This window comes from Archaeoglobus veneficus SNP6 (assembly GCF_000194625.1).
GTDB lineage: Archaea > Halobacteriota > Archaeoglobi > Archaeoglobales > Archaeoglobaceae > Archaeoglobus_C > Archaeoglobus_C veneficus.
Genome location: NC_015320.1, coordinates 197,574 through 223,279, shown reverse-complemented (window position 1 = coordinate 223,279; position 25,706 = coordinate 197,574). Strand labels below are relative to the sequence as shown.

The 25,706-nt window shown below is 46.2% G+C and carries 33 protein-coding genes and 1 tRNA gene; 16 read left to right on the top strand and 18 right to left on the bottom strand.

Annotated elements, in window-relative coordinates:
- Positions 1-64: 64 nt before the first annotated feature.
- Both ARCVE_RS01275 and ARCVE_RS01270 read right to left on the bottom strand, forming a co-directional pair.
- On the bottom strand, positions 65-946 hold the full coding sequence (locus ARCVE_RS01275) for an ABC transporter ATP-binding protein (protein ID WP_013682970.1): 882 nt from the start codon (positions 944-946) through the stop codon (positions 65-67).
- Complete coding sequence (locus tag ARCVE_RS01270; RefSeq protein WP_013682969.1) at positions 943-1,608, bottom strand: ABC transporter permease subunit; 666 nt, start codon at positions 1,606-1,608, stop codon at positions 943-945. Before ARCVE_RS01270 ends, ARCVE_RS01275 begins: the two co-directional genes overlap by 4 nt.
- Before the next feature lie 145 nt (positions 1,609-1,753).
- On the opposite strand from ARCVE_RS01270, the gene ARCVE_RS01265 reads away from it, so the two are divergent.
- Positions 1,754-2,134 carry a hypothetical protein gene (locus ARCVE_RS01265; RefSeq protein ID WP_048085456.1) on the top strand — a complete coding sequence of 127 codons (381 nt, stop codon included), beginning with the start codon at positions 1,754-1,756 and terminating at the stop codon, positions 2,132-2,134.
- 37 nt (positions 2,135-2,171) lie between these two features.
- On the opposite strand, the gene ARCVE_RS01260 is transcribed toward ARCVE_RS01265, so the two are convergent.
- Genes ARCVE_RS01260 through ARCVE_RS01240 form a run of 5 tightly spaced genes read right to left on the bottom strand, consistent with a single transcriptional unit; the run spans position 2,172 to position 5,228 of the window.
- On the bottom strand, positions 2,172-2,597 hold the full coding sequence (locus ARCVE_RS01260) for a hypothetical protein (RefSeq protein ID WP_013682968.1): 426 nt from the start codon (positions 2,595-2,597) through the stop codon (positions 2,172-2,174).
- A complete protein-coding gene (locus tag ARCVE_RS01255) occupies positions 2,594-3,115 on the bottom strand; it encodes a stage II sporulation protein M (protein ID WP_013682967.1) in 522 nt (173 codons plus the stop codon). The genes ARCVE_RS01260 and ARCVE_RS01255 overlap by 4 nt, the downstream gene beginning before the upstream one ends.
- Positions 3,115-3,843 carry an ABC transporter permease gene (locus tag ARCVE_RS01250; protein ID WP_013682966.1) on the bottom strand — a complete coding sequence of 243 codons (729 nt, stop codon included), beginning with the start codon at positions 3,841-3,843 and terminating at the stop codon, positions 3,115-3,117. Before ARCVE_RS01250 ends, ARCVE_RS01255 begins: the two co-directional genes overlap by 1 nt.
- Positions 3,840-4,712 (bottom strand): ABC transporter ATP-binding protein, encoded by an 873-nt coding sequence (locus ARCVE_RS01245; protein WP_013682965.1) that lies wholly within the window; start codon positions 4,710-4,712, stop codon positions 3,840-3,842. The genes ARCVE_RS01250 and ARCVE_RS01245 overlap by 4 nt, the downstream gene beginning before the upstream one ends.
- Before the next feature lie 3 nt (positions 4,713-4,715).
- Entirely contained in the window at positions 4,716-5,228 is a 513-nt protein-coding gene (locus ARCVE_RS01240; RefSeq protein ID WP_013682964.1) for a hypothetical protein, read from the bottom strand.
- 169 nt (positions 5,229-5,397) lie between these two features.
- Here ARCVE_RS01240 and ARCVE_RS01235 point away from each other — a divergent pair, with 169 nt between their 5' ends.
- The 5 genes from ARCVE_RS01235 (at position 5,398) to ARCVE_RS01215 (ending at position 9,267) form a co-directional block, all read left to right on the top strand.
- Complete coding sequence (locus ARCVE_RS01235; RefSeq protein WP_013682963.1) at positions 5,398-5,853, top strand: winged helix-turn-helix transcriptional regulator; 456 nt, start codon at positions 5,398-5,400, stop codon at positions 5,851-5,853.
- A 67-nt stretch (positions 5,854-5,920) separates the two neighbouring features.
- Positions 5,921-6,547, top strand: a complete 627-nt coding sequence (locus tag ARCVE_RS01230; protein WP_013682962.1) for a biotin transporter BioY — start codon at positions 5,921-5,923, stop codon at positions 6,545-6,547.
- Positions 6,544-7,743: an ABC transporter ATP-binding protein gene (locus tag ARCVE_RS01225; RefSeq protein WP_013682961.1), complete on the top strand. Its 1,200-nt coding sequence runs from the start codon at positions 6,544-6,546 to the stop codon at positions 7,741-7,743. The genes ARCVE_RS01230 and ARCVE_RS01225 overlap by 4 nt, the downstream gene beginning before the upstream one ends.
- 2 nt (positions 7,744-7,745) lie before the next feature.
- A complete protein-coding gene (locus ARCVE_RS01220) occupies positions 7,746-8,405 on the top strand; it encodes an energy-coupling factor transporter transmembrane component T (RefSeq protein ID WP_048085442.1) in 660 nt (219 codons plus the stop codon).
- Positions 8,406-8,697: 292 nt separating this feature from the next.
- On the top strand, positions 8,698-9,267 hold the full coding sequence (locus ARCVE_RS01215) for a hypothetical protein (protein WP_013682959.1): 570 nt from the start codon (positions 8,698-8,700) through the stop codon (positions 9,265-9,267).
- On the opposite strand, the gene ARCVE_RS01210 is transcribed toward ARCVE_RS01215, so the two are convergent.
- Positions 9,264-9,845 (bottom strand): hypothetical protein, encoded by a 582-nt coding sequence (locus tag ARCVE_RS01210; protein ID WP_013682958.1) that lies wholly within the window; start codon positions 9,843-9,845, stop codon positions 9,264-9,266. The genes ARCVE_RS01215 and ARCVE_RS01210 overlap by 4 nt on opposite strands.
- Before the next feature lie 186 nt (positions 9,846-10,031).
- Here ARCVE_RS01210 and ARCVE_RS01205 point away from each other — a divergent pair, with 186 nt between their 5' ends.
- From ARCVE_RS01205 to ARCVE_RS01195, 3 genes are all read left to right on the top strand, one after another.
- Positions 10,032-10,778, top strand: coding sequence for a hypothetical protein (locus tag ARCVE_RS01205; RefSeq protein ID WP_013682957.1), 747 nt, complete (start codon positions 10,032-10,034; stop codon positions 10,776-10,778).
- 95 nt (positions 10,779-10,873) lie between these two features.
- The gene (locus ARCVE_RS01200; RefSeq protein WP_013682956.1) at positions 10,874-12,133 is read left to right on the top strand and encodes a molybdopterin molybdotransferase MoeA; all 1,260 of its coding nucleotides are present in this window, start codon (positions 10,874-10,876) and stop codon (positions 12,131-12,133) included.
- Positions 12,117-14,075 carry a molybdopterin biosynthesis protein gene (locus ARCVE_RS01195; RefSeq protein WP_013682955.1) on the top strand — a complete coding sequence of 653 codons (1,959 nt, stop codon included), beginning with the start codon at positions 12,117-12,119 and terminating at the stop codon, positions 14,073-14,075. The genes ARCVE_RS01200 and ARCVE_RS01195 overlap by 17 nt, the downstream gene beginning before the upstream one ends.
- Here ARCVE_RS01195 and ARCVE_RS01190 read toward each other — a convergent pair.
- Both ARCVE_RS01190 and ARCVE_RS01185 read right to left on the bottom strand, forming a co-directional pair.
- A complete protein-coding gene (locus ARCVE_RS01190) occupies positions 14,068-14,658 on the bottom strand; it encodes a DUF445 domain-containing protein (protein ID WP_013682954.1) in 591 nt (196 codons plus the stop codon). The genes ARCVE_RS01195 and ARCVE_RS01190 overlap by 8 nt on opposite strands.
- A 59-nt stretch (positions 14,659-14,717) precedes the next feature.
- A complete protein-coding gene (locus tag ARCVE_RS01185) occupies positions 14,718-16,238 on the bottom strand; it encodes an AMP phosphorylase (RefSeq protein WP_013682953.1) in 1,521 nt (506 codons plus the stop codon).
- Positions 16,239-16,372: 134 nt separating this feature from the next.
- Between ARCVE_RS01185 and serS the strand changes: the two genes are divergently transcribed.
- Complete coding sequence (gene serS, locus ARCVE_RS01180; protein ID WP_013682952.1) at positions 16,373-17,734, top strand: serine--tRNA ligase; 1,362 nt, start codon at positions 16,373-16,375, stop codon at positions 17,732-17,734.
- Positions 17,731-18,387, top strand: a complete 657-nt coding sequence (locus ARCVE_RS01175) for an MjaI family restriction endonuclease (protein ID WP_013682951.1) — start codon at positions 17,731-17,733, stop codon at positions 18,385-18,387. Before serS ends, ARCVE_RS01175 begins: the two co-directional genes overlap by 4 nt.
- Here ARCVE_RS01175 and ARCVE_RS01170 read toward each other — a convergent pair.
- The 6 genes from ARCVE_RS01170 to ARCVE_RS01145 all read right to left on the bottom strand — a co-directional run bounded on the left by ARCVE_RS01170 (position 18,359) and on the right by ARCVE_RS01145 (position 21,096).
- Positions 18,359-19,309 carry a DNA-methyltransferase gene (locus tag ARCVE_RS01170; RefSeq protein ID WP_013682950.1) on the bottom strand — a complete coding sequence of 317 codons (951 nt, stop codon included), beginning with the start codon at positions 19,307-19,309 and terminating at the stop codon, positions 18,359-18,361. The genes ARCVE_RS01175 and ARCVE_RS01170 overlap by 29 nt on opposite strands.
- 1 nt (position 19,310) lies before the next feature.
- Complete coding sequence (locus ARCVE_RS01165) at positions 19,311-19,490, bottom strand: hypothetical protein (RefSeq protein ID WP_048085440.1); 180 nt, start codon at positions 19,488-19,490, stop codon at positions 19,311-19,313.
- A 32-nt stretch (positions 19,491-19,522) separates the two neighbouring features.
- Positions 19,523-19,843, bottom strand: a complete 321-nt coding sequence (locus ARCVE_RS01160; protein ID WP_013682948.1) for a Zn-ribbon domain-containing protein — start codon at positions 19,841-19,843, stop codon at positions 19,523-19,525.
- Positions 19,844-19,860: 17 nt separating this feature from the next.
- A complete protein-coding gene (locus tag ARCVE_RS01155) occupies positions 19,861-20,217 on the bottom strand; it encodes a DUF2073 domain-containing protein (RefSeq protein WP_013682947.1) in 357 nt (118 codons plus the stop codon).
- Between the two features lie 10 nt (positions 20,218-20,227).
- Positions 20,228-20,863 (bottom strand): Era-like GTP-binding protein, encoded by a 636-nt coding sequence (locus ARCVE_RS01150; RefSeq protein ID WP_013682946.1) that lies wholly within the window; start codon positions 20,861-20,863, stop codon positions 20,228-20,230.
- Between the two features lie 62 nt (positions 20,864-20,925).
- Positions 20,926-21,096, bottom strand: coding sequence for a 4Fe-4S binding protein (locus tag ARCVE_RS01145; protein WP_013682945.1), 171 nt, complete (start codon positions 21,094-21,096; stop codon positions 20,926-20,928).
- 134 nt (positions 21,097-21,230) lie between these two features.
- Between ARCVE_RS01145 and ARCVE_RS01140 the strand changes: the two genes are divergently transcribed.
- The 5 genes from ARCVE_RS01140 to ARCVE_RS01120 all read left to right on the top strand — a co-directional run bounded on the left by ARCVE_RS01140 (position 21,231) and on the right by ARCVE_RS01120 (position 25,100).
- Entirely contained in the window at positions 21,231-21,899 is a 669-nt protein-coding gene (locus ARCVE_RS01140) for a hypothetical protein (RefSeq protein ID WP_156785982.1), read from the top strand.
- Between the two features lie 83 nt (positions 21,900-21,982).
- Complete coding sequence (locus ARCVE_RS01135) at positions 21,983-22,855, top strand: hypothetical protein (protein WP_013682943.1); 873 nt, start codon at positions 21,983-21,985, stop codon at positions 22,853-22,855.
- A gap of 4 nt (positions 22,856-22,859) precedes the next feature.
- Complete coding sequence (locus ARCVE_RS01130; RefSeq protein WP_013682942.1) at positions 22,860-24,035, top strand: Clp1/GlmU family protein; 1,176 nt, start codon at positions 22,860-22,862, stop codon at positions 24,033-24,035.
- 41 nt (positions 24,036-24,076) lie between these two features.
- A complete protein-coding gene (locus ARCVE_RS01125) occupies positions 24,077-24,469 on the top strand; it encodes a secondary thiamine-phosphate synthase enzyme YjbQ (RefSeq protein ID WP_013682941.1) in 393 nt (130 codons plus the stop codon).
- A 1-nt stretch (position 24,470) separates the two neighbouring features.
- A complete protein-coding gene (locus ARCVE_RS01120) occupies positions 24,471-25,100 on the top strand; it encodes an RlmE family RNA methyltransferase (RefSeq protein ID WP_013682940.1) in 630 nt (209 codons plus the stop codon).
- Between the two features lie 93 nt (positions 25,101-25,193).
- On the opposite strand, the gene ARCVE_RS01115 is transcribed toward ARCVE_RS01120, so the two are convergent.
- On the bottom strand, positions 25,194-25,508 hold the full coding sequence (locus ARCVE_RS01115; protein WP_013682939.1) for a thioredoxin family protein: 315 nt from the start codon (positions 25,506-25,508) through the stop codon (positions 25,194-25,196).
- Between the two features lie 63 nt (positions 25,509-25,571).
- Positions 25,572-25,644: transfer RNA gene (locus tag ARCVE_RS01110), tRNA-Gln, on the bottom strand.
- Positions 25,645-25,706 lie beyond the last annotated feature (62 nt).

Below are 25,706 nucleotides of genomic sequence, written 5' to 3'. Positions count from 1 at the left end.
TATTTCACGAAATTAGCAAAATGCTCACCATATTTTTGAAGAAAAAGCGAATGCTACTTAAAGTTCAACAATCTAACTTGATCATATCTATAAAAATTTTCTCAAGATTTGTGTCGGAGGCGATCTCGAATAGTTCATAGTTGCTTGATAATTCTCGAATCAATGCTGGCATGAGAGTTCGGTCGTTAACTATTAGTGTTACGCGGTCTTTTCTTAGCTCTATTATTTCAGCTCCAAATTTGCCAAGTATTCTTCCAGTCTCATCATCAAAAACACCGCGGATTGTGAGCTTTATGTTGTCGATTCTGGTTAGAAGTCTTTCAATGTTATCATGAAGGACTACGTTTCCGTTTCTCAACACCACCACAGTATCAGCAATCTGTTCAACCTCATGCAGGTCGTGACTACACATAACAACGATTTTGCTGCGTGAAGTTTGAATGATTTTCCGGATCTCAATCCTTGACTCCGGGTCTATTCCGGAGAAGGGTTCATCGAGAACAAGTATTTCTGGCTCACTCATAAGTACTCTGGCTAGTTCCAATCGGCGTTTCATGCCCTTAGAGAATGTGGATATGCTGTCGTCAGCTCTTTCAATCAATCCATATCTTGCAAGAATTCCTTCCACGTCAACATCCAAGCCTTTGAGTGCTGCGAAAAAGCTGAGATATTCGTGAGCAGTCATTTTTTCGTACACCGCTGTTTTCTCAGGCACATAAGCAATGCTACCTATCAGCCTATCCCTTTCAGTAGCTGGATTTACGCCCATAACCGATAGCTCGCCAGATGTGGGCTTAAGGAGGCCAAGGATTAAGCGAATTAGAGTCGTTTTTCCAGCTCCGTTTGGCCCTATGATTGCCGTAATACCTCTACCAATATCCAGAGAAACTTCGTTCAGGGCCATTATTCTGCCGAACTTCTTGCATACGTTAACGAACTCAATCACGAATACACCAGCCTCTCTACGTCTTCAAACTTCCTGACACCGATTTTGTATATCCCCACGAACAAAGCGATTTGGAGGATGAAAGGTATAGCTATCAGATTCGGAGCATTAAGCATTGCCAGCATTACAGCGGTCATAGGGATTGCTGGCAAAATAAACGTCTGACGTGAGAGCTGGTAAGCTTCCATAATGCTCTTGCTCTTTGCCGAAGCAATAACGCCTGTAATAGCCAATGTCAGTATGGTGAGGCACACAGATGCGTAAAAGACAATTGCCTCCAACCAGATGCCGGTAAATACCATTGTCAGCAGTGCGATAATGAAGCTTATGGTGGTAATCAGCAGAGGTATGATGGAAACAAAGAGAACCTTGCTCCAGAAAACCTCTCTGGAGGTTGCTTCAGTCAGGAGTACTTCCAAGGTTCCAGATTCTTTTTCTCCAGCTACTATTAACGGCGATGCGGTAGTGATGAAGCCAAATGCCAAAAGCATGCTCATAAAAGCTCCTACGACTTTACTCGTCTCCACATCGTTCAGGATATAAATAACCTGAAGCCCCAAAGTTAATAGGAGTCCAATTAGAATCCACTTAACCGCTCCCTCCCTCCTGAACAGTAGCCACTCCTTTTTAACGATTGGCCTTATGCGTTCGTTTATATTCATATTAGTTACCCGCCTGTATTTGCGATATAAAACATTCTAATTTGCGGAAATCGCAACTCAAAACGTTGCATCCGGCAAAACATGCAGGTTCAAACTCCTTTTGTAATTTTTGTTGATTTTATCTGATAAAAAAGGAGGTGAGGGTGTGGAGTACGTTGTCGTCGATAAAAGAATGATGACGACTACAACAGCAATTCTGTGTGTTGCGTTGTTGCTTGGAGCTATTGGTGCGCCGATGATGGAATTTACTTACTGGTGCGACCATGGGACGCTCCCTAGTTTCTGGGATGTTTTTAAGTGGGTGTCTTTTACAATTATCGGAGAATATGGGACAGCATGGACCATAGCAGCAGCATTAGTAGACTTTATCTGGGATCTTAGTGAGGGGGAAATTGCCCAAGCAGGAGGAGATGTTATTGCAGCAACTGCGGACGTCTTATTGGAGGCTTTTAAACTGGTGGGTCTTGGATTAAGTTGGCAATGGAGAGCATTTTGGTACGCAGCTCAATTTATTTGGTGGCTGTGAATAATATCATGAATTATTTTTAATTTTTTGTTATTTCTCATTCTATAATTTTATTTAGTCTAGTTAGTACCATCAGTGACAAGGTAAGCATAAGTAGCCCCGCTGCATAGAACCTTATTGGAGTATCATACTCGAATATAGTCAGTGCATTTCCTCTTCCCGGACTTACAATTCCATATTTCATATGAAACAATAGCGATACAACCAAAAATGAACAAAACAGAATGGTAGCAGTATATTCTAACACAGCCAATACTTTTTTCCTTTCTGCCCGCTTTAGTGAAGTTATGATGGCGATAATTCCGCAAATCGTTAAAAGATGAGCAAGCACGACTCCACTCTTCAAAGGTAATAAAAGAAGTTCAAACTGGACAACGTACCACCCATACATGTGCAAACCAACAGCAAAAATCAACAACCCCACTATAGTAGTCCGATCAAGCTTAATTTTATCCTCGGTCATCGCACCACCTCACTCAAAATTACAGCATTATGAGTCACATAAACTTCAATGTAGCTCGAAGTTACCGTCATAATAACTGCCAGCACAGCAATAGGTACTAAATCTTTACTATTTACCTCTTTCTTCTTCACAAAACCGATAATAACGGTAGTTCCAACTGAAGCAGCAAGTACAATCGCAATTACTTCGGTAAATAGGTGTGGAAACATCCTCATAACTGTCTCATTCAACCCCAAAAAGATTAAAGCAGATTTAAACTTCGCTCCAAGCATGTAGCCATTGTACAGAAGCAATGCGGAAGACGGTATGCCAAAAAGCAGCCCAGAAAGAAGCATTATAAGGCACAGACCCAAATTGACGGCAAGGATGTAATACAGCGGGGGTTGAATATTGGTTGGAGATATTCTGGCATTTCCAGACACTGCCCCGATAACAAAAGATACGAGAAAAAGTGCTGCTGAGAGAGCGATACCTTCCACTGCTGTACGAGATATCACATGGGACACACCATGAAGCATCACACGTCCCTCCTCCCACCATAGTGCGTGGCGAACCAGAGAAATACTATGGAATAAAAAAGCAGAACTGCAATCGAAGTTAACTGCATTGCGATTTGACCGTGTTCAGGAAGGACACCCTTTATAACCAGTGCATGTGGGGAAAAGTAGTATAAGAGCTTATTCTGGTACACATACCCGATTACCCCGACTCCGGCTTCTATGGTCGTATAGATGCCAGTGAGAATGAGGGATGCCATTGTCGAGTTTGTCAGTACGGAAAAACAAGTAGATGCAGAGACGAATACGAGTGAAAATAAGAGAAAACATACTACTGCAAACAGAAAATTTATATTAAACTCAACACCATGAAATCGCATATATGAAATAAACACAGGAATCGCAATTGATAAAACAATTCCAGTTGCCAGCAACAGATAAGCTGCCACCCACCTGCTCAACAAGTAAGTTTTTCTTGAAACGCAGCTAAGAAGTATTTCTCTACTACTTCCCGTAAACGTGTCCGATCCAAGCAATATGCCAGCCATTGGTGCGAAGAGTACAATTGATGTAAGGGCTGAAATCAGGGCGAAAACTGTTGAATCTTTTGCAAGGATAAAAACTGTTTCTGAAATTCCCCACGAAATCAAACTCGAAGTTCCAATTAAACATATTAGAAAGAACAATTTGAAACTAAACACATCATCCTTCAGCTTTTCCATCGTAATAAGCGTATTTACGATGTTCACCCCGTCTCCTCCTTCAAGTCCCCAAAAACCTCGTAAAGATTTTTGCGAGATTCCATTTTTAACACGTCAACGCCATTTCTTGTAAGGATGTCAAGAATTGTAGCTATGTCGCTCTTGTTATTGACTGCCACCCACTTACCGGTAACCTGTGCATCAACTCCAGCCTTTCTTAGCAGTTCTATTGCCGCTGTATTATTGCTTGTTTGAAGTCGCAGAACGGCAGAAGTCGCAAGTTCGTGAATTGGCCCATTAAAGTACAGTTTGCCTCTATTGATGAATATAACCCGATCACATAAATCATCAACCTCGTACAAGTTATGCGTGGACAGCAAAACAGTTTTACCATTTTCTACTGCCTCCCTGACGATTTCATGTAAAGTAACCGTCGCCTGCGGATCCAATCCAGCGGTGGGTTCATCGAGTATAAGCAAATCAGGATCGTGGAGAACAGCTAAAGCCAGAGACAACTTTTTACGCATGCCCTTAGATAATTCTCGGGCTTTTTTAGAGCTATCGAGGTCAAGTTTAGAGAGAATTTCATCACAATCGACTTCAATTCCCCGTAGTCTGGCAAAGAACTCCAAGTGGTACTTTACAGTCTTTTCTTCGAAAAACTCTGGTCGCTCTGGCATATAGCCTATCCGGGACTTGACAGAATCTTCAAACGGGTTTTTGCCAAATACTTTTACCTCCCCAGATGTTGGTTGTATGAGTCCAGCAACGATTTTAATCAGGGTCGTCTTACCAGCACCATTTGGACCGATTAGTCCGGCACACGTGCCTTCAACCACATCAAAATCTATGTTTTTTAAGATGAGTTTCTTTTTCCCGTACGCCTTTGACACACCTGATACTGTTACCGGCTTCATCGACTACACCATCTGGACTGCAACTATAGCCATTATCACCCCGAAGAGGATCAACATCCCAAATACTGCTACACCAACACCAACATAGCGCACAATTCCTCTTTTCTTAACAAATGCGTACATTCCTCCTCCCAGCATTCCGATGCTCAAAAATATTGGCACCGCAAAAGTTGCCAGCATTATACCCACGGGTGGCTTGATGATGATGTGCGCTTCAGCAACCTTTCCCGATGTCTCAACTCTGAGTATGTACTCGGCAAACTTAGCATCCTCAGGCACACTGACTGTAACTGTGCTCCCCTCAACATTAACTTCCCAGTCGACTTTAGTCTTTGTGACGTTGTTTACTATTATCGCTTTAATTGCCCCTTCTGCTCCCTCTACAGTAAAACTGTACTTTTCCCCAGGGGTGACTATCTGTTTGTCTGGCACTATGCTTAACCCTGCAGCAGGTGTCAATGCTAAAACCGCCAGCAGTAAACATACCAAAACCTCGATAGCGCAACTTTTCCCCATGGCACCGCATTGCGGCAATATTTTTTAACACTTCACATTTTGCCATATCATTAAAATAATTCAGTTTTATTTGCTTGCTCAGTAGCACCACTGAATAATTTAACAAAAAAATAAGATAGAGATTAACAAATATCAAAAAGAATCGAAAATATTATATATCACAGTAAGAATGCGGGCCCTCGTGGAGAATACAAAACTAACAAAGAAAGACTTGCTAATACTTCAAAACCTCCATGGTAAAAAGATGCCAGGGTATACAGACATAAGCATTAAAACCGGTCTTCCAGAAAGCACGGTACGATATCGCATAGAACGAATGGAGAACATCGGTGTGATAAAGGGCTACTCGGCGATAATTGATCCGTACGCCCTCGGCCTCCATATGGCGATAGTCATAGGCAGTGGTCAATCCCACCAAGGACTGTGTTTCAATACTGTGGGCAGCAGCGAGTGCATAGTCATACTCTTGGATGAATACCAAGAATTATACAATAGCGTAATACGTGGAATGGGAGAGAATATGGACATTAGAGAAGTACTGCCAGTAGTAAACACAAATATTCCAGTAACCACCTGGAGCGTTGAGGATATTTTAAAGAGAAAAATTTTAAAGAAAAAAGCCTAAATTACAAGGCCTGCATTAACTTATCAAACCGCCAACTTTAAATCCCCATAGTTAACCCGATAAAAACATGGTTAACACAAGTCAGAATTCAACGTTGAAGCTCGTATTGGCTGCATCAATGGCTGTAATAACGGCAATCACAGCCCAGCTCAAGTTCAACTTGGGACCTGTGCCCTATACCATGCAGAACTTCGGAATTGTGCTTTCAGGGCTTCTCCTTGGCCCAGTTTATGGTGCGCTCGCTCAGCTCATATATTTGGCGATGATAGCCATCGGCCTGCCTGTTGCCAGCGGTTTCAGGAGTGGGCTTGAAGTTCTGTTTGGATACACAGCAGGTTACCTCTGGATGTTCCCTGTTGCTGCCTTCATAACCGGACTTGTAAGGAGAGCTGTATGGAAGAAGGGCAGCAAGGCGGAACTCTCCATCCTGTGGCTCGGAAGCTGCATAGCAACAATCCCCGTCTATCTGGCGGGATTCTACGTGTTCTACAGCTTTGCTACAGGCGGAGTGCTTGGTGAGTGGTGTCAGTCGGTCGTGGAATACTTCGGCCTGTCTCTAAGCCCATACTGGACTGTATTCTTCGCCTCCGTAGCTATATTCATCCCGCAGGATTTCTTCGTTGACCACGTGCTTGCTGTTCTTGCGTTTGCATACGTGTTCGACCTGATGAGGCAGAAGGGTATCGAGATATGATAGAGCTCAAAAATGTGAGCTACACGTACCCAAACGGTAGAAAAGCCCTCGATAAAGTTAGTTTCCATGCTTTGCATGGAGAAAAGGTATTTGTTGCAGGCAAAACCGGCAGCGGGAAATCCACAATGCTGAGAATTTTAAACGGCCTGATACCCAACTTTTACGGTGGTAGGCTCGATGGAGATGTGCGAGTTTACGGGGAAAAGCCGGGAGTTAAGCGGGTTTTCTTCGTGTCCCAGCATCCGGAAGAGCAGATACTTTGCGACAGAGTAATCGATGAAATAGTCTTTCCGCTCCTTCAGAGGGGATGGAGCTGGAAAGATGCAGTTAATGCTGCAGAATGGGCTGCAAAGCGTTGTGGCATAGAGCACCTGCTCGAAAGGTGCACTTCAGAACTTTCAGAAGGAGAGAAGCAGCTCGTTGTAATATCGACCGCCATAGCAAGCGATGCTGAATGCATCGTGCTGGATGAGCCCTTCAGCCACCTTTATCCAGAAACTGCACTCAAACTTCTCAGAAAGATTACCAAGACGGACAGGACGGTAATAGCGTCGGAGCACCGGCTCGAAATGAGTGAACAGTTTGACAGAGTCTTCTGGCTTGGAGATGAAACGCTGGAGACGGACGTAAAGGTGTCGGATGGCAATGGAAGCAAGGGAGAAGAAAGAAGCACAAGTGATGATGTTGCCATTGAGGCAGAGCTGACGATAGGATACGACGAGCCATTGACCAGCGTATCCCTTGAAGTTGCAAGAGGGGAAATCCATGCCATAGTCGGTCCTAACGGCTCTGGAAAAACTACGTTGCTAAAAACAATCGCCGGAATCCTGAAACCCATCGAGGGTAAGGTAAAAGTAAAAGGGAAAGTTTCGATGGCCTTCCAGTACCCCAACTACCACTTTTCAGCGAAGAGTGTGGAGAGAGAGGTCAGTCCAGAGATGTTGAGACTCTTCGGCCTTACCCACCTTTCAAACAGACATCCGCACGCCCTTAGTGGTGGGGAGGCGAAGAGGGTTTCCATAGCTAAAGCTTTCGCTGGCGATGTTGTGCTGCTGGATGAGCCTACAGCAGGCCAGGATTACGAGTTTCGTAGCAGGCTTTTGAGGATTGCAAGAAAAACAGACAAAACGGTGATTATAGCCACCCACGACTTGAAGCTTGCGTCGATGTGCGACGGGGTGATTGAGCTTTGCTGAAGATGTTGCAAGAGACGGAGAGGATTCTCTCTCCTGAAGGGTTGAGAGTAGGGGATGCAAGGATTGCAATAGCGTGTACACTCGCTTTAACCCTTGCTCTCTACATCTCGTCCTTCAGGATAGAGGTTTCGCTGCTCATAATAGCCATCGCCTGCATGTATGCAGGATTAAGGGCTCTGAGGGCAGTAATCGTCGCCTCACCTTTTCTGGCCTTCTTCGCACTCTCGAGCTTTCTTCTGAGGGGTGATGCCACGCATGCAGCAACCACGACTTTTGGTTTTGCATCCCTCGTGGCCCTTGGCAGTGTGCTTGCTGCCATTCCTCCTGCTGAGCTGAGCTGCGCCCTTGTTTACTTCAGGGTGCCTTACAGGTTCGCCTTTCTTATCTCGCTGGCAGTTAGGATGTTTCGTGTGTACGTCAGAGATTTGAAGCAAGCAATGGAGGCGATGAAGTTGAGTGGGGAGAGAAAAATCACAATTTATGCAAAGCTGCTGAAGACCATGGCATCCATTGCTGTTCTGAGGAGTGTTGCCATCGCGGAAACGCTTTACTCGAGGGGTTTCAGCGGTAAGGCGGAGTGTTTTAGCAGGAGGCTGTCCAGATCTGACTGTCTTGTTCTTTTGTTTGCTATTGTGGTTCTCACATATGCCTGTCTGTACTGATGCCGGAATATTAACAGATGGAAGTTGCTCAAAGGATACATTAGCGATGAGAATAGAATTTACCTTATAATGGACAACAGCATCATTACTCTGCCACCAGAAGCTGAGGAGCACCTGAAAATGCACGTACGAAAGATTGAGAGCATTACAATGACAGGAAGTTTGATTTTTATCTGTTCGAGCAATTATGCACACATTCCAGAGAAAATGCGTGGCAGAGTATATAATCTAAAAAAAATAAAATTTATATACTTTACACGTTGTCAGAGTGTAACAATCATCAGGTGACACAATGGAGATAAGATGTCCGAGATGTGGGATGAGATTGCCGTGGTGGTGGAAAATACGTGGCCAGCACAAATACGGAGCCCTATTCGTGTGTCCGAACTGCAACGCAGCGGTGAAAATCAGAGCCAAATTGGGAAGAAATGAGTACGTCAGGATTTTCCTACTTACAGCATTTTTCATTACGGCTATACTCTGGAGGGATGTGTCCAAGGGAGAACTCATACTCGGACATATCGATTCCGCTGGTATTCTCAGGTGTGTGGACTGGAAGTATCCGTACCTCCTGCTCCTTCTGCTAGTAGTCGGCCACACCATACACTTCGCCCGTTCCGGAGAATTTACTGTAGAACTTGAGAGTAACATTAAGAGGTACACAACGTTCAACTACCTCGCCATCGCCGTGGTTTGTAGTATGGCGTTGTTCGTCACCCTCATGGGTCTGTACATCTATATGCTCGGAGAATGGCGTTTGCTTGCCTTAGCCCTTGCTGTGGACGTTGCAGTAGTCGTATTCGCAAGGAAAGAACGTGAAAAGCTGAAAAGACTGGAAAGGGGGCAGATGATCAGAATTTAACAGCTAAATTTTTTCAGAACGTTCCGTATCACGCCACCCTCGTCCCTTATTCTTATTTTTATCGCAGGAGTTCCCCTAACCTCAATCTCAATGTAGTCATCCTCTACTTCGTAGCCCGCAACATCTCTCCACTCGATAAACCTCAATCCATACACTATTCCCCTCTCGTATATCCCGTACTTGCGCTCTTTGAAGAATGTGATCAGGTTAAGGGCGAAGATAAAGAACAAACTGGCATACATGACCGGGTTAAGTTTCGCTATGAGGTACAGCAGAAATGCAAAGGCAAAAGTTCCTATGAAAAAGTATTCCGCGTACCTCAAATCCCGGCTGGCATCCCTTATTAACCTGTACCTAACTTCAGCGAGCTTTCTTCCCTTGTCCAGCCTTTCGAGTTTTCTCTTCTGCCTGTAAATTTCTGCTCCAAACACGGCTACGCTGAACAAAATCAGGATCACTGCAGCGGGCAGAATTTTGTTTGGCGAAACTCTGCTGAAGAATACAACCAGAGCAGCAATTGTTGCTGCTACAACCGACGAAATTATTAGCACGGCTATGCCTGTTTTCAGGTTGACCATTGCTATAGGCTACATTAAAATAATTCATATACTATTCGTTTTATGTTGTCCTGAACGAGGCTTCAGAAGAGGTTAGTATATGAACGAGAGACCGATTACTTATTACTCTTATATTGTGCAAAGTCACGTAGAAAATCGAGAATTCTATTCAGTCCAATCCATAGGTCATAAAAAGGTGAGCAAATAATGGGAAAGGTGCTGAAGTTCATCGGATTTGGTCTTGCAGCAGTCCTGATCTTGTTTTTGGCTTTAACAGCATATTTCGTATATCAAACCTACCAGCTTAAGGAGGAAACTTTTAGAAGCGGGTACACCTATGAAATACACATAGGCACAAATAAAACACTATTCAACGTTACACTATTCCTGCCACTTCCAGCAGGAGAAATCGCCGACGAACTATCCGCCGGAAACGTTTACAATCCAGAAAACTGGTCATTTGAGATCGTTGACACCGAATACGGAAAAATGCTCAAAATAAGGGCTGATGAAATTCATCCCCGCTATCCGCCCGAGTTCAGACCTATACCTGTAGAACCGGGCAAAGAGTCGCCAAAGGTTGAAAATGTACCATACCACGAAAACATGCTTAAGATTTCAGCTAAATCAAGCAGAGAAATCAATACAAAAGACCCCATTGGCAACGAGCCTCTTTTGCTTCCGAAATACGGGTTGGTGGAAGTTGAGTGTATTCCCTCGTGCAGCAACTGCGATAAATGCTACAGCTATGAAACAGTTATCTATGCGAACTACAACGCCACTCCGAGCACAACCGTAGAAATTACCATCAGGCTGGAGGGTACCAATTCCTGGTGGGCTTACGGCTGGAGCTTCAACGAATACAGAGATTACATCTACGTTTCCCTGTCAGGTGAACATCATTGCTGGATTTCTGCTTCGGGATACATCGTTGCAGGAGACGGCATATATTAGCCGTAACGCAAGAATTTCATCAATAGCACAGGCGGCAAAAAGACCAGAAAACACCAAGACAAAAACTTATATCCCGTTATATACAGGCATTCATAATGCTCAAAGAGCGTATTGATGCTGAAACAGCACTAAAGCTGTTCCTGCCACACGTAAAGCCAGTTACGAGATGTGAAGAAGTGCCGCTATCAGGAGCCATTAACAGAGTTCTCACCCGAGACATTATCGCGAGCAGAGACATCCCCCCATTCGACAGGGCTGCGATGGATGGATATGCTGTTAGAGCCGAAGATACCTTCGGCGCATCGCCTGAAAATCCCATCCTCCTCGATATCGTGGGAGAGATAGAGATAGGAGAAAAACCGGGTGTTGAGGTGCAAAAGGGACAGGCTGTGAGAATCGCTACCGGAGCAATGATGCCCGAAGGCAGCAATGCAGTCGTCATGATAGAATACACAAACAGAGTGGGCGATTCAGTGGAGATATACAAAGCTGTGACCCCCGGAGAGAACGTATCGCTGAGAGGGGAAGACGTAAAAGCTGGAGAGGTCGTCTTAAGGAAAAAAACTGTTCTACAACCGCAAGACATCGGCATGCTTGCAGCCCTCGGTATGAAAAGCGTTGAGGTTTACAAACCCGTCGTTGCTGTAATGTCGACGGGAAACGAGCTTGTTGAGCCAGGTGATGGGGATGAGGAAGCAGGAAAAACCATCGATTCCAACAGATACGCACTGATTGCTGCTTTGAAAGAGCTTGGATGTGAAGTTGTTGACATGGGAATATCCAGGGACAACGAAGAAGAGCTTGAGAGAACAATTAAAACTGCACTTAATAAAGCGGACATGGTAATAGCCAGCGGTGCAACTTCTGTAGGCAAAAAAGACTTGCTTCCAGCTGTCGTTGAAAAGCTTGGGAAAGTTGTTGTGCACGGCGTTGCGATAAAGCCAGGGATGCCAACAGCCCTTGCCATAGCAGATGGCAAGCCGGTCATTATGCTTCCAGGCTTCCCTGTCGCAACCCTGATAGCCTTCTACACATTCGTTCCCCGTATTCTCGAACACATGATGGGATTCGAGACAATAAGGCGGAAATGGGAGAAAGCAAGGGCGATCACGGCAAAGCGCATCCCCTCAAGCTCTGGCATGAGAACCTTCACGAGGGTAATCCTGAGGGAAAGCAAAGACGGTTATATTGCGGAGCCGGTGAGAACATCTGGCTCCGGCATTTTGTCGTCCCTCGTAAGAGCCCACGGTTTTGTTATCATTCCAGAAGAGAAAGAGGGTGTTGAGGAAGGTGAAGAAGTTGAAGTCCTGCTTATCCGCCCGCTCACGAGGTGTCTAAATGCGCAGAATATTTAGAAGCCTCGTCTCAATTGAAGAGGCGAAACAAAAGCTTGAAGAAAGCCTTAAAATAGAGAGGAAGGTCGAAGAAGTTTCCCTGAGAAGCTCGTATGGCAGAATTATAGCCGAAGACGTTTATGCTCCCATCGACATTCCTCCATTCGACAGGGCTGCGATGGATGGCTATGCGGTTAGAGCTGAGGATACCTTTGGAGCTGAAGAGGATAAACCCATAAGGCTGAAGGTTGTGGGCAGAATAGAGGCAGGAGACAAACCAGAAGTTGAAGTTAACAAAGGCGAAGCAGTAGAGATCTCCACTGGGGCGGCGATGCCCAAAGGAAGCAATGCAGTCGTGATGGTTGAGTACACTTCTGCAGAAAACGGAGATGTTCTCGTATTCAGGCCGGTAGCCCCGGGAGAGAACGTCATTGCTGCGGGAAGCGACATAATGGCTGGAGAATTGCTTGTCAGAAAGGATACAAGGCTCACTGCAAGAGAGATCGGAACGCTTGCCGCCGTCGGAATTACCAGCGTTAAAGTTTACTCAAAGCCCGTCGTTGCAGTTATCTCTACAGGAAACGAGCTCATTGATGGCGGAGAGCTCGAATACGGGAAGATATACGACATAAATTCCGCAATGCTGTGCGCTGCCATAGAGGAAAATGGTGGGAAAGCTGTTTATCTGGGCATCGCAAGGGATAACGAAGAGGAAATCAGAAAAATGATAGAGGATGGGCTCAAAACTGCGGACATTGTTTTAACCTCGGGCGGAACGTCAACAGGCATAGGGGACATGATTTACCGCATCCTCGACAATCTTGGTGAAGTACTCGTCCATGGCGTTGCTGTGAAGCCGGGGAAGCCCACAGTTATAGCCATAGCCAACAACAAGCCCGTATTTGGTTTGCCGGGCTATCCAACATCAGCCTTCATGATTTTCGAAATATTCGTCGCCCCTCTGATAAGAAGAATGGCTGGAGTAAGCAAAGAGGATAGCAGGCTGAAAGCAAAGCTCAGCAGCAGGGTTTTCTCCGCTTTAGGTAGGAGGGAGTTCCTGCCTGTAAACATAGTCAAAGGCGAAGGCTATACCGCTTATCCAGTCACTGGCAACTACTCCGCTGCGATTTCAAAGCTTGGTGAAGCAGACGGCTTCATAGAAATCCCCGAAAGCAGAGCATTTGTTGAAGAGGGTGAAGAGGTTGAAGTTAAGCTGTTCTCCACGCTGAAGCCGGCAGACCTCATTATTATAGGCAGCCACTGCGTTGGAATCGATGTCCTGCTGGAGCTCATGCGAAAGGGCAAACCGTTCACTTCGAAGGTCATAAATGTTGGTTCTTCCGGCGGTTTAGCGGCGATAAGAAGGGGAGAGGCTGACATCGCCGGAGTTCATCTGCTTGATGCAGAAACGGGAGAGTACAACGCCCCCTACATAAAGAGATACGGACTCAGAGGCGTCGTTCTCGTGAAGGGATACATGAGGGATCAGGGTTTCATAGTTGCGAGGGGGAACCCCAAAGACATCAAAGGCTTTGATGATCTGTTACGGGATGATGTAACGTTCATAAACAGAAATCAGGGTTCGGGGACAAGGATACTCCTCGACATGCATCTCAAGAAGATTGCTGAACAGAGGGGAGTCAAACTCGAAGATGTAACTGCGAAGATAGATGGTTACACAATCGAAGCGAAGTCTCATACCGCCGTTGCTGTAGCGGTTTTGATGGGGAAAGCTGACGTTGGCCTGGGGATAAGAAGCGTAGCGGAGCGATATGGCCTTGATTTTATTCCTGTGAGAGGGGAGGAGTACGATTTCGTGATAAGGAAGGAGAGATTCGAGAAGGATGTCGTCAAACGATTTCTCGATACTCTCAGGTCAGAGGAGTTCAAAAAAGAATTAGAGAAAAGATTGCCGGGAATAAGAGCGTACGAGAAGACTGGGGAAATTATAGAGTTTACGTGAGGTATGGGTAAATAACCAGAGACTGCATGCATCCTATTACAAAGCCGAGCACCGCTCCAGAGAGCTCTATAAATCTGAGCTCCTTTTTCGCAAATTTCTTGAATATTTTCTCTATCTCCTCGTCGCTTACCTCCTGTGCCTTTTTGATCACGAACTCACGCAAATCAATATTCTTTGCAATATTCTTTGCAACAGCATCCTTCAGCACTCCCGCAATAGAGTCGGAGATTGCTAAAGACATCCTTGCCACAAGTCCTGAGCGTTCTGCAATATCTCTGATGAAAGAGAGCGGATACTTGTCAAAAATCTCATCAATCCTCTTTGCGAGGTCGCTCTCGATGTACGCTCTTACGATTGCCCTGTCGATCATGAACTCAAAGTCGTCCTGAGTGAGGATTTCGGAGAGGGAGTCCATCATCCTCTCCACTATCTCTCTGCTCCTCGCAGGAACAAGGCCCTGAATTTTAAATCCAAAAATGCTGACAGGCTTTTTTGGATGGAAGAGCAACTCTACTGCGATGACGTTCGTTATATAGCCTATGAACGCCCCAAGAATTGGAGGTAGAAAGTATACGAGTTCCATAGTCCGCAGTTGTGAGTTGTCTCAAAAATCTTTGCATACATATTTATATATAAATTAGGTTATATAATCTTATAGGATGGCCACCTTTCAAGAATCATCCCCGATACAACCACGGGAGGTTCGCGCATCGCAAGCTCTACTGCCCTGTCGAGCTTCCACTCCTTCTCAGCGTAAATTGTAAACAGGGGGTCTCCAACCTTCACGTGCTGGCCACCCTTCTTGTGCAGCATAATACCTGCCCCCTTATCCTTCGGAGCTCCAGCAGCCCTTGCAACTTTTTTGATCATAACGTTGTCCAGTCTGGATATTGCCCCATCGATATTCGATGTAACTGTGTACGTTCTGTCTCCAACAGCGATGTCGTCAGACTTCACGTCAGGATTTCCGCCTTGCGCCTCAATTATTTCCCTGAACTTCTCAAGAGCTTTTCCAGATTCGAGAATCTGCCTAGCGTAGTCTGCGCCCCTTGTAGCCTTCCCAGCCATTTCAAAAAGCACTCCAGCAATTCCTATGGATTTTTCGATTAAAGTTTTTGGCCCTTTTGCACTTTCAAGGGCTGATAAAGCTTCTCTGGCTTCCAGAGCGGGGCCAATAGCTCTTCCAACTGGCTGGCTGCCGTAGGTTAAGACGCACGAAACGTTTAGGCCGAGTCTTCTTCCAAGCTCTGAAAAATCGTTGGCGAGCCCCCTGCCATCCTCTGATGTTGCGATTCTCGAGCCTTCTCCCACAGGTATGTCGATTACCACATGTTTTGCACCGAGGGCCCCTTTCTTCGCCATAACACTCGAAAGAAGATGGGGCTTTGGAATTATGGCGAGGGGATATTCAACCCTGATTATCTTGTCGTCCGCAGGGGCTATATTTGTTGCACCACCCCACGCGATCACTCCGCCAACTCTCTCGGTGATCTCCTTTATCTCGTCAACGCTGAGGCTGACGTTTGCAAGCACCTCCATTGTGTCGGCAGTACCGCTCGCAGAAGTGATTGCTCTGCTTGCAGTCTTGGGAATTAATAATCCGCCTGCTGCTATTATCGGAACCACGAGCAGAGAAGTCTTGTCTCCCGGCACACCACCAACGCTATGTTTATCAACGACTATACCCTTCTCAAACGTTAGCGTCTCGCCAGTGTCTATCATCGCCCTCGTCATCCACTCCACTTCGTCTAAATCGACGTCCCGCAGGTAGTTTGCCATGACGAAGGCTGAAAGTTCCACTTCGTTGAGCATGTTCACAACTATGTCCCGGATAATCGCATAAAGTTCCTCTTTGCTGAGTTTCTCCCCCTCCAGCTTTTTCCGTATGTAATCGACCGAGCTTGGCTTAGCAACAGGAGTTACTTCAACCTCAGCGCCTTCAGGCAGCTCCACCTCACACGGACCGACGGTCGTGCAAACACCAAGTTCACCCTTCTCTATCAGCCCAGTAGCGATCTGTACGTCTGCAATACAGTACCTCCTGCCATAGGTTACCTTGAGCCTGTCTCCGACTATGAGGCCGAGTTCAGCAGCATCATCCGGATTCATTATTATCGAAGAGTGCTCGAGCTTTATCGGAATTATTTTCACCTTCAGTTTCATACAATTAATTTAATTATCAAAATTCCTAAGTTTTTTGGTAAAAAGACATTATATTTAGGAGCCATACTGGTGGAGTGGTCTCATGCTTCCTTCCTTCATGAAAGCTTTTTAAACTAAAGGCCAGAGTTCGAGGCATGTGGAGCATCCTCAAGGCTTTGCGAGAGAACCCGGAGATTCTCATGGAATCTCAGCGAAGAAGGGGTGAAAGCACTGAAATCGTTGAAAGAGCTATTGAACTCGACAAACTATGGAGACAGAAGCTGCACGAACTCAACAATCTCAGGCATGAAAGAAACAAGCTTTCTGCAGCGATAAAAAAGGCATCGAAGGACGAGAGAGCGAAACTCATCGAGGAAGCAAAGAAGATAGCAGAGAAAGTGAAGGCTGGCGAGGAGGAACTCAAGAAGCTCGAAGAGGAACTTAACAGAGTTCTGCTCTCCATACCAAACATACTGCACGAAAGCGTACCCATAGGTAAGGATGATACCGAGAATGTCCCTATCAGGTTCTGGGGGAAGCCAAAGGTTTACAGGGAGCACGTCGAGGAATTCATAAAGCAGACCGGTGGAAATATCGATTACGATGTCATCGACAGGCTTCCAGTAGGGCATGCGGATGCTGTGGAAACTTGGGGATGGGCAGATATTGAAAGGGCAGCGAAGGTTGCCGGTTCTCGCTTTTACTATTTGCTGAATGACCTTGTATGGCTCGACTTCGCGCTGATAAGCTACGCCCTCGATTTCCTTGCGAAACAGGGTTTCAGAATTGTCAGCCCGCCGTACATGATGAGAAGGCAGGCCTACGAGGGCGTTACCGCCCTCGGAGATTTTGAAGAAGTCATCTACAAGGTTGAGGGGGAAGACCTGTTTTTGATAGCCACATCAGAACACCCCCTCGCTGCGATGCACATGAATGAAGTTATTGCTGAGGATGATCTGCCTCTGCTCTACGCAGGCGTAAGCCCGTGCTTCAGGAAGGAAGCCGGAGCGCACGGCAAGGATACAAAGGGCATATTCCGCGTTCATCAATTCAACAAGGTCGAGCAGTTCGTTTACTGCCTGCCTGAGGAAAGCTGGGAGTGGCATGAAAAGCTGATTGAGAATGCCGAAAAGCTCTGGCAGGGATTGGAGATTCCATACAGAATCGTGAACATATGCACAGGCGACATAGGTATTGTCGCAGCGAAGAAGTACGATTTAGAGGCGTGGATGCCCGCTCAGGGTAAATACAGAGAAATGGTCTCATGCTCTAACTGCACGGACTGGCAGAGCTACAGACTCAACATCAGATACGCCGAAGAAAAGGGGAAGCCGTCAAAGGGGTTCGTCCACACCCTCAACTCGACGGCAATAGCGACGACGAGGGCTATCACCGCAATTATCGAAAACTTCCAGCTCGAAGACGGCAGGGTTGAGATTCCGAAGGTGCTCAGAAAGTATCTGGAGCCCATCGAAGCTGCTCCGAAAGAGTACCTTGAGCCGAGGAAGAAGATATGAAGTGGGAACCTGATGAACCAGTAAGGCTTACACCAGAGAATGTGAGACGGATGCTGGGCAAAGAGCTGCAGCTTCCAAAGTACACCAGCCCAATAATCAATCTCGCAAACAGATTTGCACAGGCCACGCGTCCCAAAGTGGTCGGAAAAGTAAGCGAACTCGTAAAAGAGTGCCCATATAAGGACTTCGAAGGGTGGAAGCACTGGTACCTTGAAAAATACCCGGAGGCGATAGAAGACGCTACAGATAAAATAATGAAAATGATAGACAGCTTCAAAGAAGTCCTGGATAACATAGATAGAGATACCGTGAGAAAGTGGGTGGAAGACCTTGTCCTCGTAAAAACCTTCATTGGTCTAAATGTTCAGGAACCCATACTCAGCTTCTTGGCCTCGAAAACAAAGTTAACATACAGGTTGTCTACGCCAGAAGAGGAATCGGCAGGCATAGATGGATTTATTGGAGACTTCGCAGTTTCGGTAAAGCCAGTGACATACAGGGAAAAAGAGAGACTCGCCGGAGAACTTCCAAGGGGCGATGTCGTTATTTACTACGAAAAAGACAGAGAGAATAACATTACCATTTCAGAAGTAGAAGCTCTAACTGAGAAAGGAAAGAAATTCATTAAACTGCTCGAAACTCTTGAACTGTAGGCCTCTCTATTATCTCCACCCTGAAATCCATATCAAGTCTGCTCTGGCTGACACCTATTTTATCCTTTATAACCGGTAGGAGATTTTTATCAATCTCGTAGCCGATAGAATTTCTATTAAGCTGCATAGCCACCTTCATTGTTGTTCCAGTACCTACAAAAGGATCAAGAACAGTATCTCCAATTATCGAAAACATCCTTATCAATCTGTATGGTATCTCCTCTGGAAACGCTGCAACCCTTCGCTCAACTTCCGGCAAAGTCTGTCTTGTTCCAACGATGTCCCATATCTGCGTAAACCACCTGTCCCGCTCTTCCTTGGTATATTTACTCGCGTACCTCATGGGGTCATGGGGCGGGAACTTTCTTGGTTCCCCTTTTCTGAAGATAAGAATGAATTCACAGTCAAGGGTTACGTAGGCGTTTGGAGGTAGCATTCCCGAACCAAGAAAAGCTCCTTTTCCCTTGTATTTCGGTTTCGTGGTTGGTTTTTTCCAGAGAATGTATGGCAGAGTAACAAAACCGATTCTCTCACAATGCTCTATGACTCTAGCGTGGTTTGGGAAAAGCCTAAACAGACCATTGACCTTCCTCGTTGCATCTCCGATATTTATACAGGCTATACCACCATCAACCAGTACTCGATAGCATTCCTTCCATACCCCGGCAAGATTCTCGTGCATCAGGTCGTAGATTTTTTGCACGATCCTGTTTTTCTCCGAAGTACCTCCAATAGTGTCTAATTTCGCCCACAGATCATCTATTCGGCTATCCATTTTCCTGAATTGCTCATCCCAGATCTCGATCATGGGGTACGGTGGAGATGTAACGACGAGATGGACAGACTCGTCATCGACTTCTTCCATTTTCCTTGAGTCGCCAATTATGATTTTGTGAGTTGTGGCTTCAACTTCCTCGAGCATCCTAACCCCTCATTTTGTTTTTTATGGTTTCAGAAATCAGCGATTTCTCCGCAAGCCAGGCAAGAACAACATTTCTTACAACTTCTGCATCCGTAGAACCCATTTCACCTTTGAGCGCTTCAATAATTTTCCACTGTTCAGATGTAAACGTGACCTGAACCCTTTTGACGTCTTCACTCATTAAAGACACATCGGAGACACAACATATATGCATTACTGTTTGTCCTTCCTCCTCTTCAAAAGAGATGGGAGGTGTATGACATACCTCCCGTCCTCCTGAAGAGCTATCACAATTTCATCTCTTGAAAAGACTTTCTCCAGGTTTATCTCGTACATTCCAGGGCTGATTATCTTAACGCTCTCTATGCCCTCCGGCAGTGCTTCTCTAACTTCTTCTTCACTTACCTCCTTTTCGCGCCCTCTTTCTTCCTTCGGCACGTAGAGAAACTTGTTGTTCCCACATTCACAGCCCTGCAGTATACGCATGTCACCATCAGGGTATTCCTTTCCGCACTTTGTGCAGCGGTGGGGCATCAGCCTTCACCTTCACGTCAGCCCTCGCCGAGCTGAACAAGGGCAGTAATGAGGTCATCTCTCTTTTGCAGGGTTTTGAGCCTGTTTGCCGGCCCTATAACTGTCAACCTTCCTTTGGATTTCCCGAAGAGCTTGTCGAAAAAGCCCTTGGACTTCTGGGGATAGGATTCAACCTCGATACCAACGAAGTTTTCATGATCGATCTCGAGCATGGTGAGTTCTATGAGCTTTGCCTCCTCCTCCGGTGTCAGGCCCGACTCGAGAACGACTATCTTTCCGCTCTTGACCTCGTCGAGAATCATCCTTATCTTTTCCATCGAAGCCATTTTGTCGAGTCTGTCCTTGGATATGAGATTGAGCTGCACACCCTCCATCTGCAACACCTCAGCCAAACCTCTCGGCTATTGCCTTGTACAGGCTGTCGATGTTAAGCCCTTTCAGCGCTGAAATTGGTACGACGGGGTGCTGCGGGAATGCAGCCTTGATCCTCGCAGGCGACGCGTTTGGAAGGTCAATCTTGTTGGCAACTATGAGCAACGGCAAACCCCTCGCCTCTATGTTGCCCACAATCGTAACGTTAACCTGCGTGAAGGGATCTTCCGTCGAATCCATCACAAGCAGCACTCCATCGAGGTCGTCGAGCCATTTTATTGCTTCTATAACTCCTTCGGTAGCCTCTTTTGCTCTCCTCTTCGCTTCCTCCTCCGGCAGACCGTACTTCAGAAATTCGTGGAAATCGATCTTCGTCGCCAGACCAGGAGTATCGACTATGTCCAGTGTTACCGACTTGCCATCGACTTCGATTCTCACGCCCTCTCTGAGCCGCGCTCTCCTCGTCTCGTGGGGGACGTTGCTAACAGAACCCATAACGTCTCCAGTCCAGTCCCTGAGAATTCTGTTGGCAAGTGTCGTCTTTCCGGCGTTGGGCGGTCCGTATATACCTATTTTCATCCTGTCCTTCTTGAAGAACCACTTGAAGAGGAAACCAAATTTTTTCCTTATCCTGAATATCAATCCCATGAGCACACCTCTATGCTCATAATTTAGACGTGATAATTAAAACTTTGCCATACTTAACTTGCCTACTCAAGCGTTATTGCCTCATTGGGACATACATCAACACACGTCCCGCAATCGGTGCATATGTCCACATCGACATGAGCTGTGTCGTTAAGCTCTATCGCCCCTACGGGGCACTCGTCAACGCACGTTCCGCACCCATCGCACTTGCTCTCGTCAACAACGGCTGGCATAGCTCTCCATTGGTATTATGGGATATAATTCTATCGCTGCTTCTCCTTTAAAAGTGCTCGGGAGTGTCTGATAGTTTAAGATTTGATAGTTTTTCAAAAACTTTTTATTGTTTTTATTGATCGTTAATAATTAGATGCCAATGCAAAGGGCAACACTTGGATTGATTCTGTTCGCAATAGCTCTGGTAAATTATTCCTCCCTCCACCCAGACAGAACAGACTTTCTGAATTACAGAATAAAGAGGTTTGCTCTGTGCACAGTTGTGGCGTCGCTACTTCTGATAATGCAAGGTGTGCTCGGGTTCTGTATATTGCTGCTGAAACTGAACCCTGTTTACCATGCAGTTGTTGGATTCTTGCTGATTGAAGCTTTCCTGATACTCGTGAACACAGACATTCTGTACAGCATGTGGAAAAACTCGTCGATAAAACTTGGAAAAGAAACTTTCGACGCCTGTATTTACGTAACCGTTATTTTTCTCTTTCTGGATAGAACTTACACTCTGTTCTCGAGGGGTTTGGTGATTACAGCTGTCGCGTGTCTCACGATTCTCCTTATAGTTGTCTCCTTCCACCTTTGGAGATACTACAGAGCGATGGACATTCTCGTGGAGCCAGTAACACTTAGCACGCCTGCCAAGGTGTTCGCGTTTGGATGCCTGTTAATATCTGCCTCAGGTGTGCTCATGGATATACATCCTGAAATTGGGCTTGGCGGGCTGTTTGTTTCCATATCTGCATTTTTCGTTACATACGTTGTACTTCTCAAAGAGCTTACAAGGAATTTCATAAGATACTCGTGACACCTCTAAATCAAAACCCACTGGCTGGGGTTTTGCAGAGTGACACCAAAACTTTTATGTGTTTTCGTCAAGCACGCTGAGGCATGGCACGCAGAATGGAGACGAGATCCGCAAGATTTCTCGCATTCTTCCTCGCGCTCATCATGCTGGGTAGCGTTCTCGTTTACGCCCTTAAAGGTAGTTACGTTGCTCCAGAAAGAGAAACAAAGTACGACTTCCAGAGTTTTGACGATTTGCTCAAATGTCTGCCTGCAGGGGCTGGACAGATAATCTACGCATCTACGAAAAATTGCAGCAATGAGATTTTGCTCGAGTACGTGGATCACATCATAAAGATAAATTACGATCCTTACGTCTTCTCAAATTTGCGGCTCGCGCATCCCGTTGAAAGAATGCTCGTGGCAAGCTACGGCGATGGTTTGCTCTACCTCGTTGACGTTAACAAGACTAAAATTTACTTCGCAGGAGAGAAAGACGAATACAGAGGATTTAAAGTGAAAGTAGCAAACGGAATAATGGTAGCTCCCGAAGTTTCTCCGTTTCTGATAGGCACTGCTCCCCACGTCGCAAGGGCAATCGACACGATTGTTTCCGGAAACGGGAGCATGGACGAACTGATCGCAAACTACACATCCAGAATTCCGGGCAGCTTTAACGTGATTCTGATGTTCTACGGCGATGCTGCCAAAGCCCTAACTGAGGGCGACAGTAACGTTACAGACTACATGGACTTCTACTTTACCGGACTGAGAATGAACGGTAGCATGTACGAGAAGGTTGTCGGCGTGCACTTCATCAAGAACGGAGCGTTCGTTGACTCCAACGTCACAGAGTACTACAACTACACCAACTACGATGACGGCCTCAGCGTTGCAGTGATGCGTGACACAAACTTCACGAAGATAAGGACGGCCCAGCCGGAGCTGAGAGTTCTGGAAATAAGGCTCGCAAATTAGAGCTATGCTCGTAAGAGATTCCGATGTAACACTGCTGCTCGAGGGGAAAGCAGAGGTCGTTGAGGGTTACGCAGAGGTCTTCGGCTGCCCCGTGAAGGAGATTGAGGCAAAAAACCTCACCCCCCTGTATCTGAGAGAGGGTGCAGTGAAGATAGAAGGAAAGTATATACCCGTAAAGGGCTCAACGATTCCGGAAAGCTGGGAAAAAGTAGTTGAAGAGATAAAATCCAGCGGATGGAGAAAAATCCTTCTTTTTGGCGAGACGGATACGGGTAAGAGCAGTTTTGCTGTGTGGCTCGTCAATAAACTCGATGGAAAGACGTGCGTGATAGATGCAGACATAGGCCAGGCAGACATAGGCCATCCGGCAGCGATGGGGATCGGTATCGCAGAGAAATGCGCAAGCCTATCAGAAATACCGATGCTCGACGGCTTCTTTGTGGGATCGACGTCACCGATGGGGAGAGAAGCGAGGTGCTTGCGGGGATTTGCAAAGCTTGCAGCCGTTGCAAAGGAGATCAATGCAGACTGGATTATTGTAGATACAACCGGCTGGACGCGTGGCAGGAAAGCGAGGAATTACAAGCTCGCGAAGATTGAGATATTCAGGCCAGACGTCATCGTTTGCCTTGGAGAAATTCCATACTACCTTGAAGAGTTCAACACAATCACCGTCGAGACTTTCGTACCAAAAAAGAGGAGCAGAGAGCTAAGAGGCGCTATAAGGAGCGAGCGCTATGCGAGGTGGCTTGAGGGAGCAAATGTCGTAAGTCTAAGTGTGAAAGACGTAAAGCTTCGCAACACCACGCTTTTCAAGGGGCGAAGGGTGTCGGACGACTTTATAAGGGAAATTCTTGACACTGTTCTCTTCGCCGAAACCGGCCCGGACTTTCTGAACGTCTGCGTTCTGGAAGAAGGAGAGCTGGGAGTGGAGGCGTTAAAGGCCCTCAGGGAAGTCTACGGTGTTGAGGATGTCAGCATATTCACACCCAAAAGCTTTGAAGACCTTGTTGTAGGTGTTTACTCTGACAATAAATACGAAGGTCTGGGACTGCTGAAAAGAATAGATTTCGACTCCGGAAAGATTGATATTCTTACCCGCGCAAAAAGCATAAGAGCAATAGAATTTGGAGAATTCAGACTCGAAAAGGGTAGAGAAGTACTGGCCAGAGTTCCATGATAAACCAGACTCCGGCCAAATAAAATGTAAGAGGTAAGTGTATGCCCGCAATCGAAATTAGAACGGGAAAGAGGACTGAAATAATCGACATAACGGCAGACGTTCGGAAGGTAGTTGAGGAAAGTGGAGGGGGCGGCATAGCCGTAGTTTACACGCTGCATACAACCACGGCCGTGATTATAAATGAAGCGGAACCGGGGCTGCTCGAAGACATAGTCTCAGCCCTTTCAAAGATTGTGCCCACGGGAGCGGGATATAAACATGATCGCATAGACGATAATGCAGATGCGCACATTCGCGCAGTTCTTTTAGGCAATAGTGTGGTTGTGCCAGTTGAGAACGGAAAACTTCAGCTTGGAACGTGGCAGCGCATACTCTTCGTCGAACTTGATGGCCCGAGAACGAGAAGAGTAATTGTAAAGCTGGTAGATTAACATGGCAAAGCCTCGAAGGACTCAGGACAGACAGGATTACTACTACTGGGAGGCCAAAAAGAAAGGGTACCGAAGCAGGGCAGCATTCAAGCTGCTCCAGATGAACAAAACTTTCAAGCTGATTAAAAAAGGCAGCAAGGTTCTCGATCTGGGCGCATCGCCTGGTGGATGGAGTCAGGTTGCTGTAGAGCTTGGAGCAGAAGTCGTTGCCGTCGATATTAACCCGATGCCGCCCATAGAAGGCGTTACATTCATCCAGGGGGACATAACTAAAGAAGAAACGCTTGAAAAGATAAAGGCTGTAAGCAGGGAATACGATGCAGTAATTTGCGATGCATCACCAAAGATTACGGGGCACTGGTCGATAGACCACCTGATTTCAATGGATTTGGCGAGGGCGGCATTCAACATAGCAAGGCAGGTGCTGAAGCCAGGAGGGAACTTCGTTGTCAAAATGTTTCAGGGAGAAGAAATACAGAAGGTCTTCAATGAATTCAAGCCGTACTTCCGCTTCAAGAAGCTTCACAGTCCCCCTGCTTCGAGGAAGAGAAGCGCGGAGATATACTTCATAGGAAAGAGATTTAAGAAGATAAAAACGTACTACATCGTGCCTCCTGAAGAGCAGGAGTAATTACACTATACAAACCTCTCATTTGCCAAGATGCTTGAAGGAGAAATTTACTCCCCAACCCAGCCCACAACAGCCAGCTTGCACTATTAGATGCTAACAGTATTCTCTTACAAGCCTTTCAAGTTCAGCTTTAACGACGTTTCTCGTTGTGAATCCCATAAAACCTCCCACCGCTTCGCCCCTGCTGAAGACAATTACTGTGGGTACGAGTTCGATCTCGTACTCTCTTCCGATGTCCGGATAATTCCCCACATTTATCTTCCCCACCTTAATGCCCATTTCCCGGCATATTGAGCTGAGAATAGCCGTAAGCATTCTGCAGTAAGGACAAAAGTCGTTGTAAAATTCTACAACAGCGAACTTCTCTCTTACGAACTCTCTGAGAGATTGCTCATTTAGTTCAATCACTTCAGAGATTAAAAGCCGGGTGATTGAAAAATGTGTCGAAACCCGGCAGAGATGGGGCATATATAGCCCCGCCCGGATTCGAACCGGGGTCAGGGGATCCAGAGTCCCCCAGGATTGACCACTACCCCACGGGGCTTCAGGCTGGAAAGATTGAGGTGGATAGCTATATGAAATTTATGGTTGTTTTTAGTTGGCAGC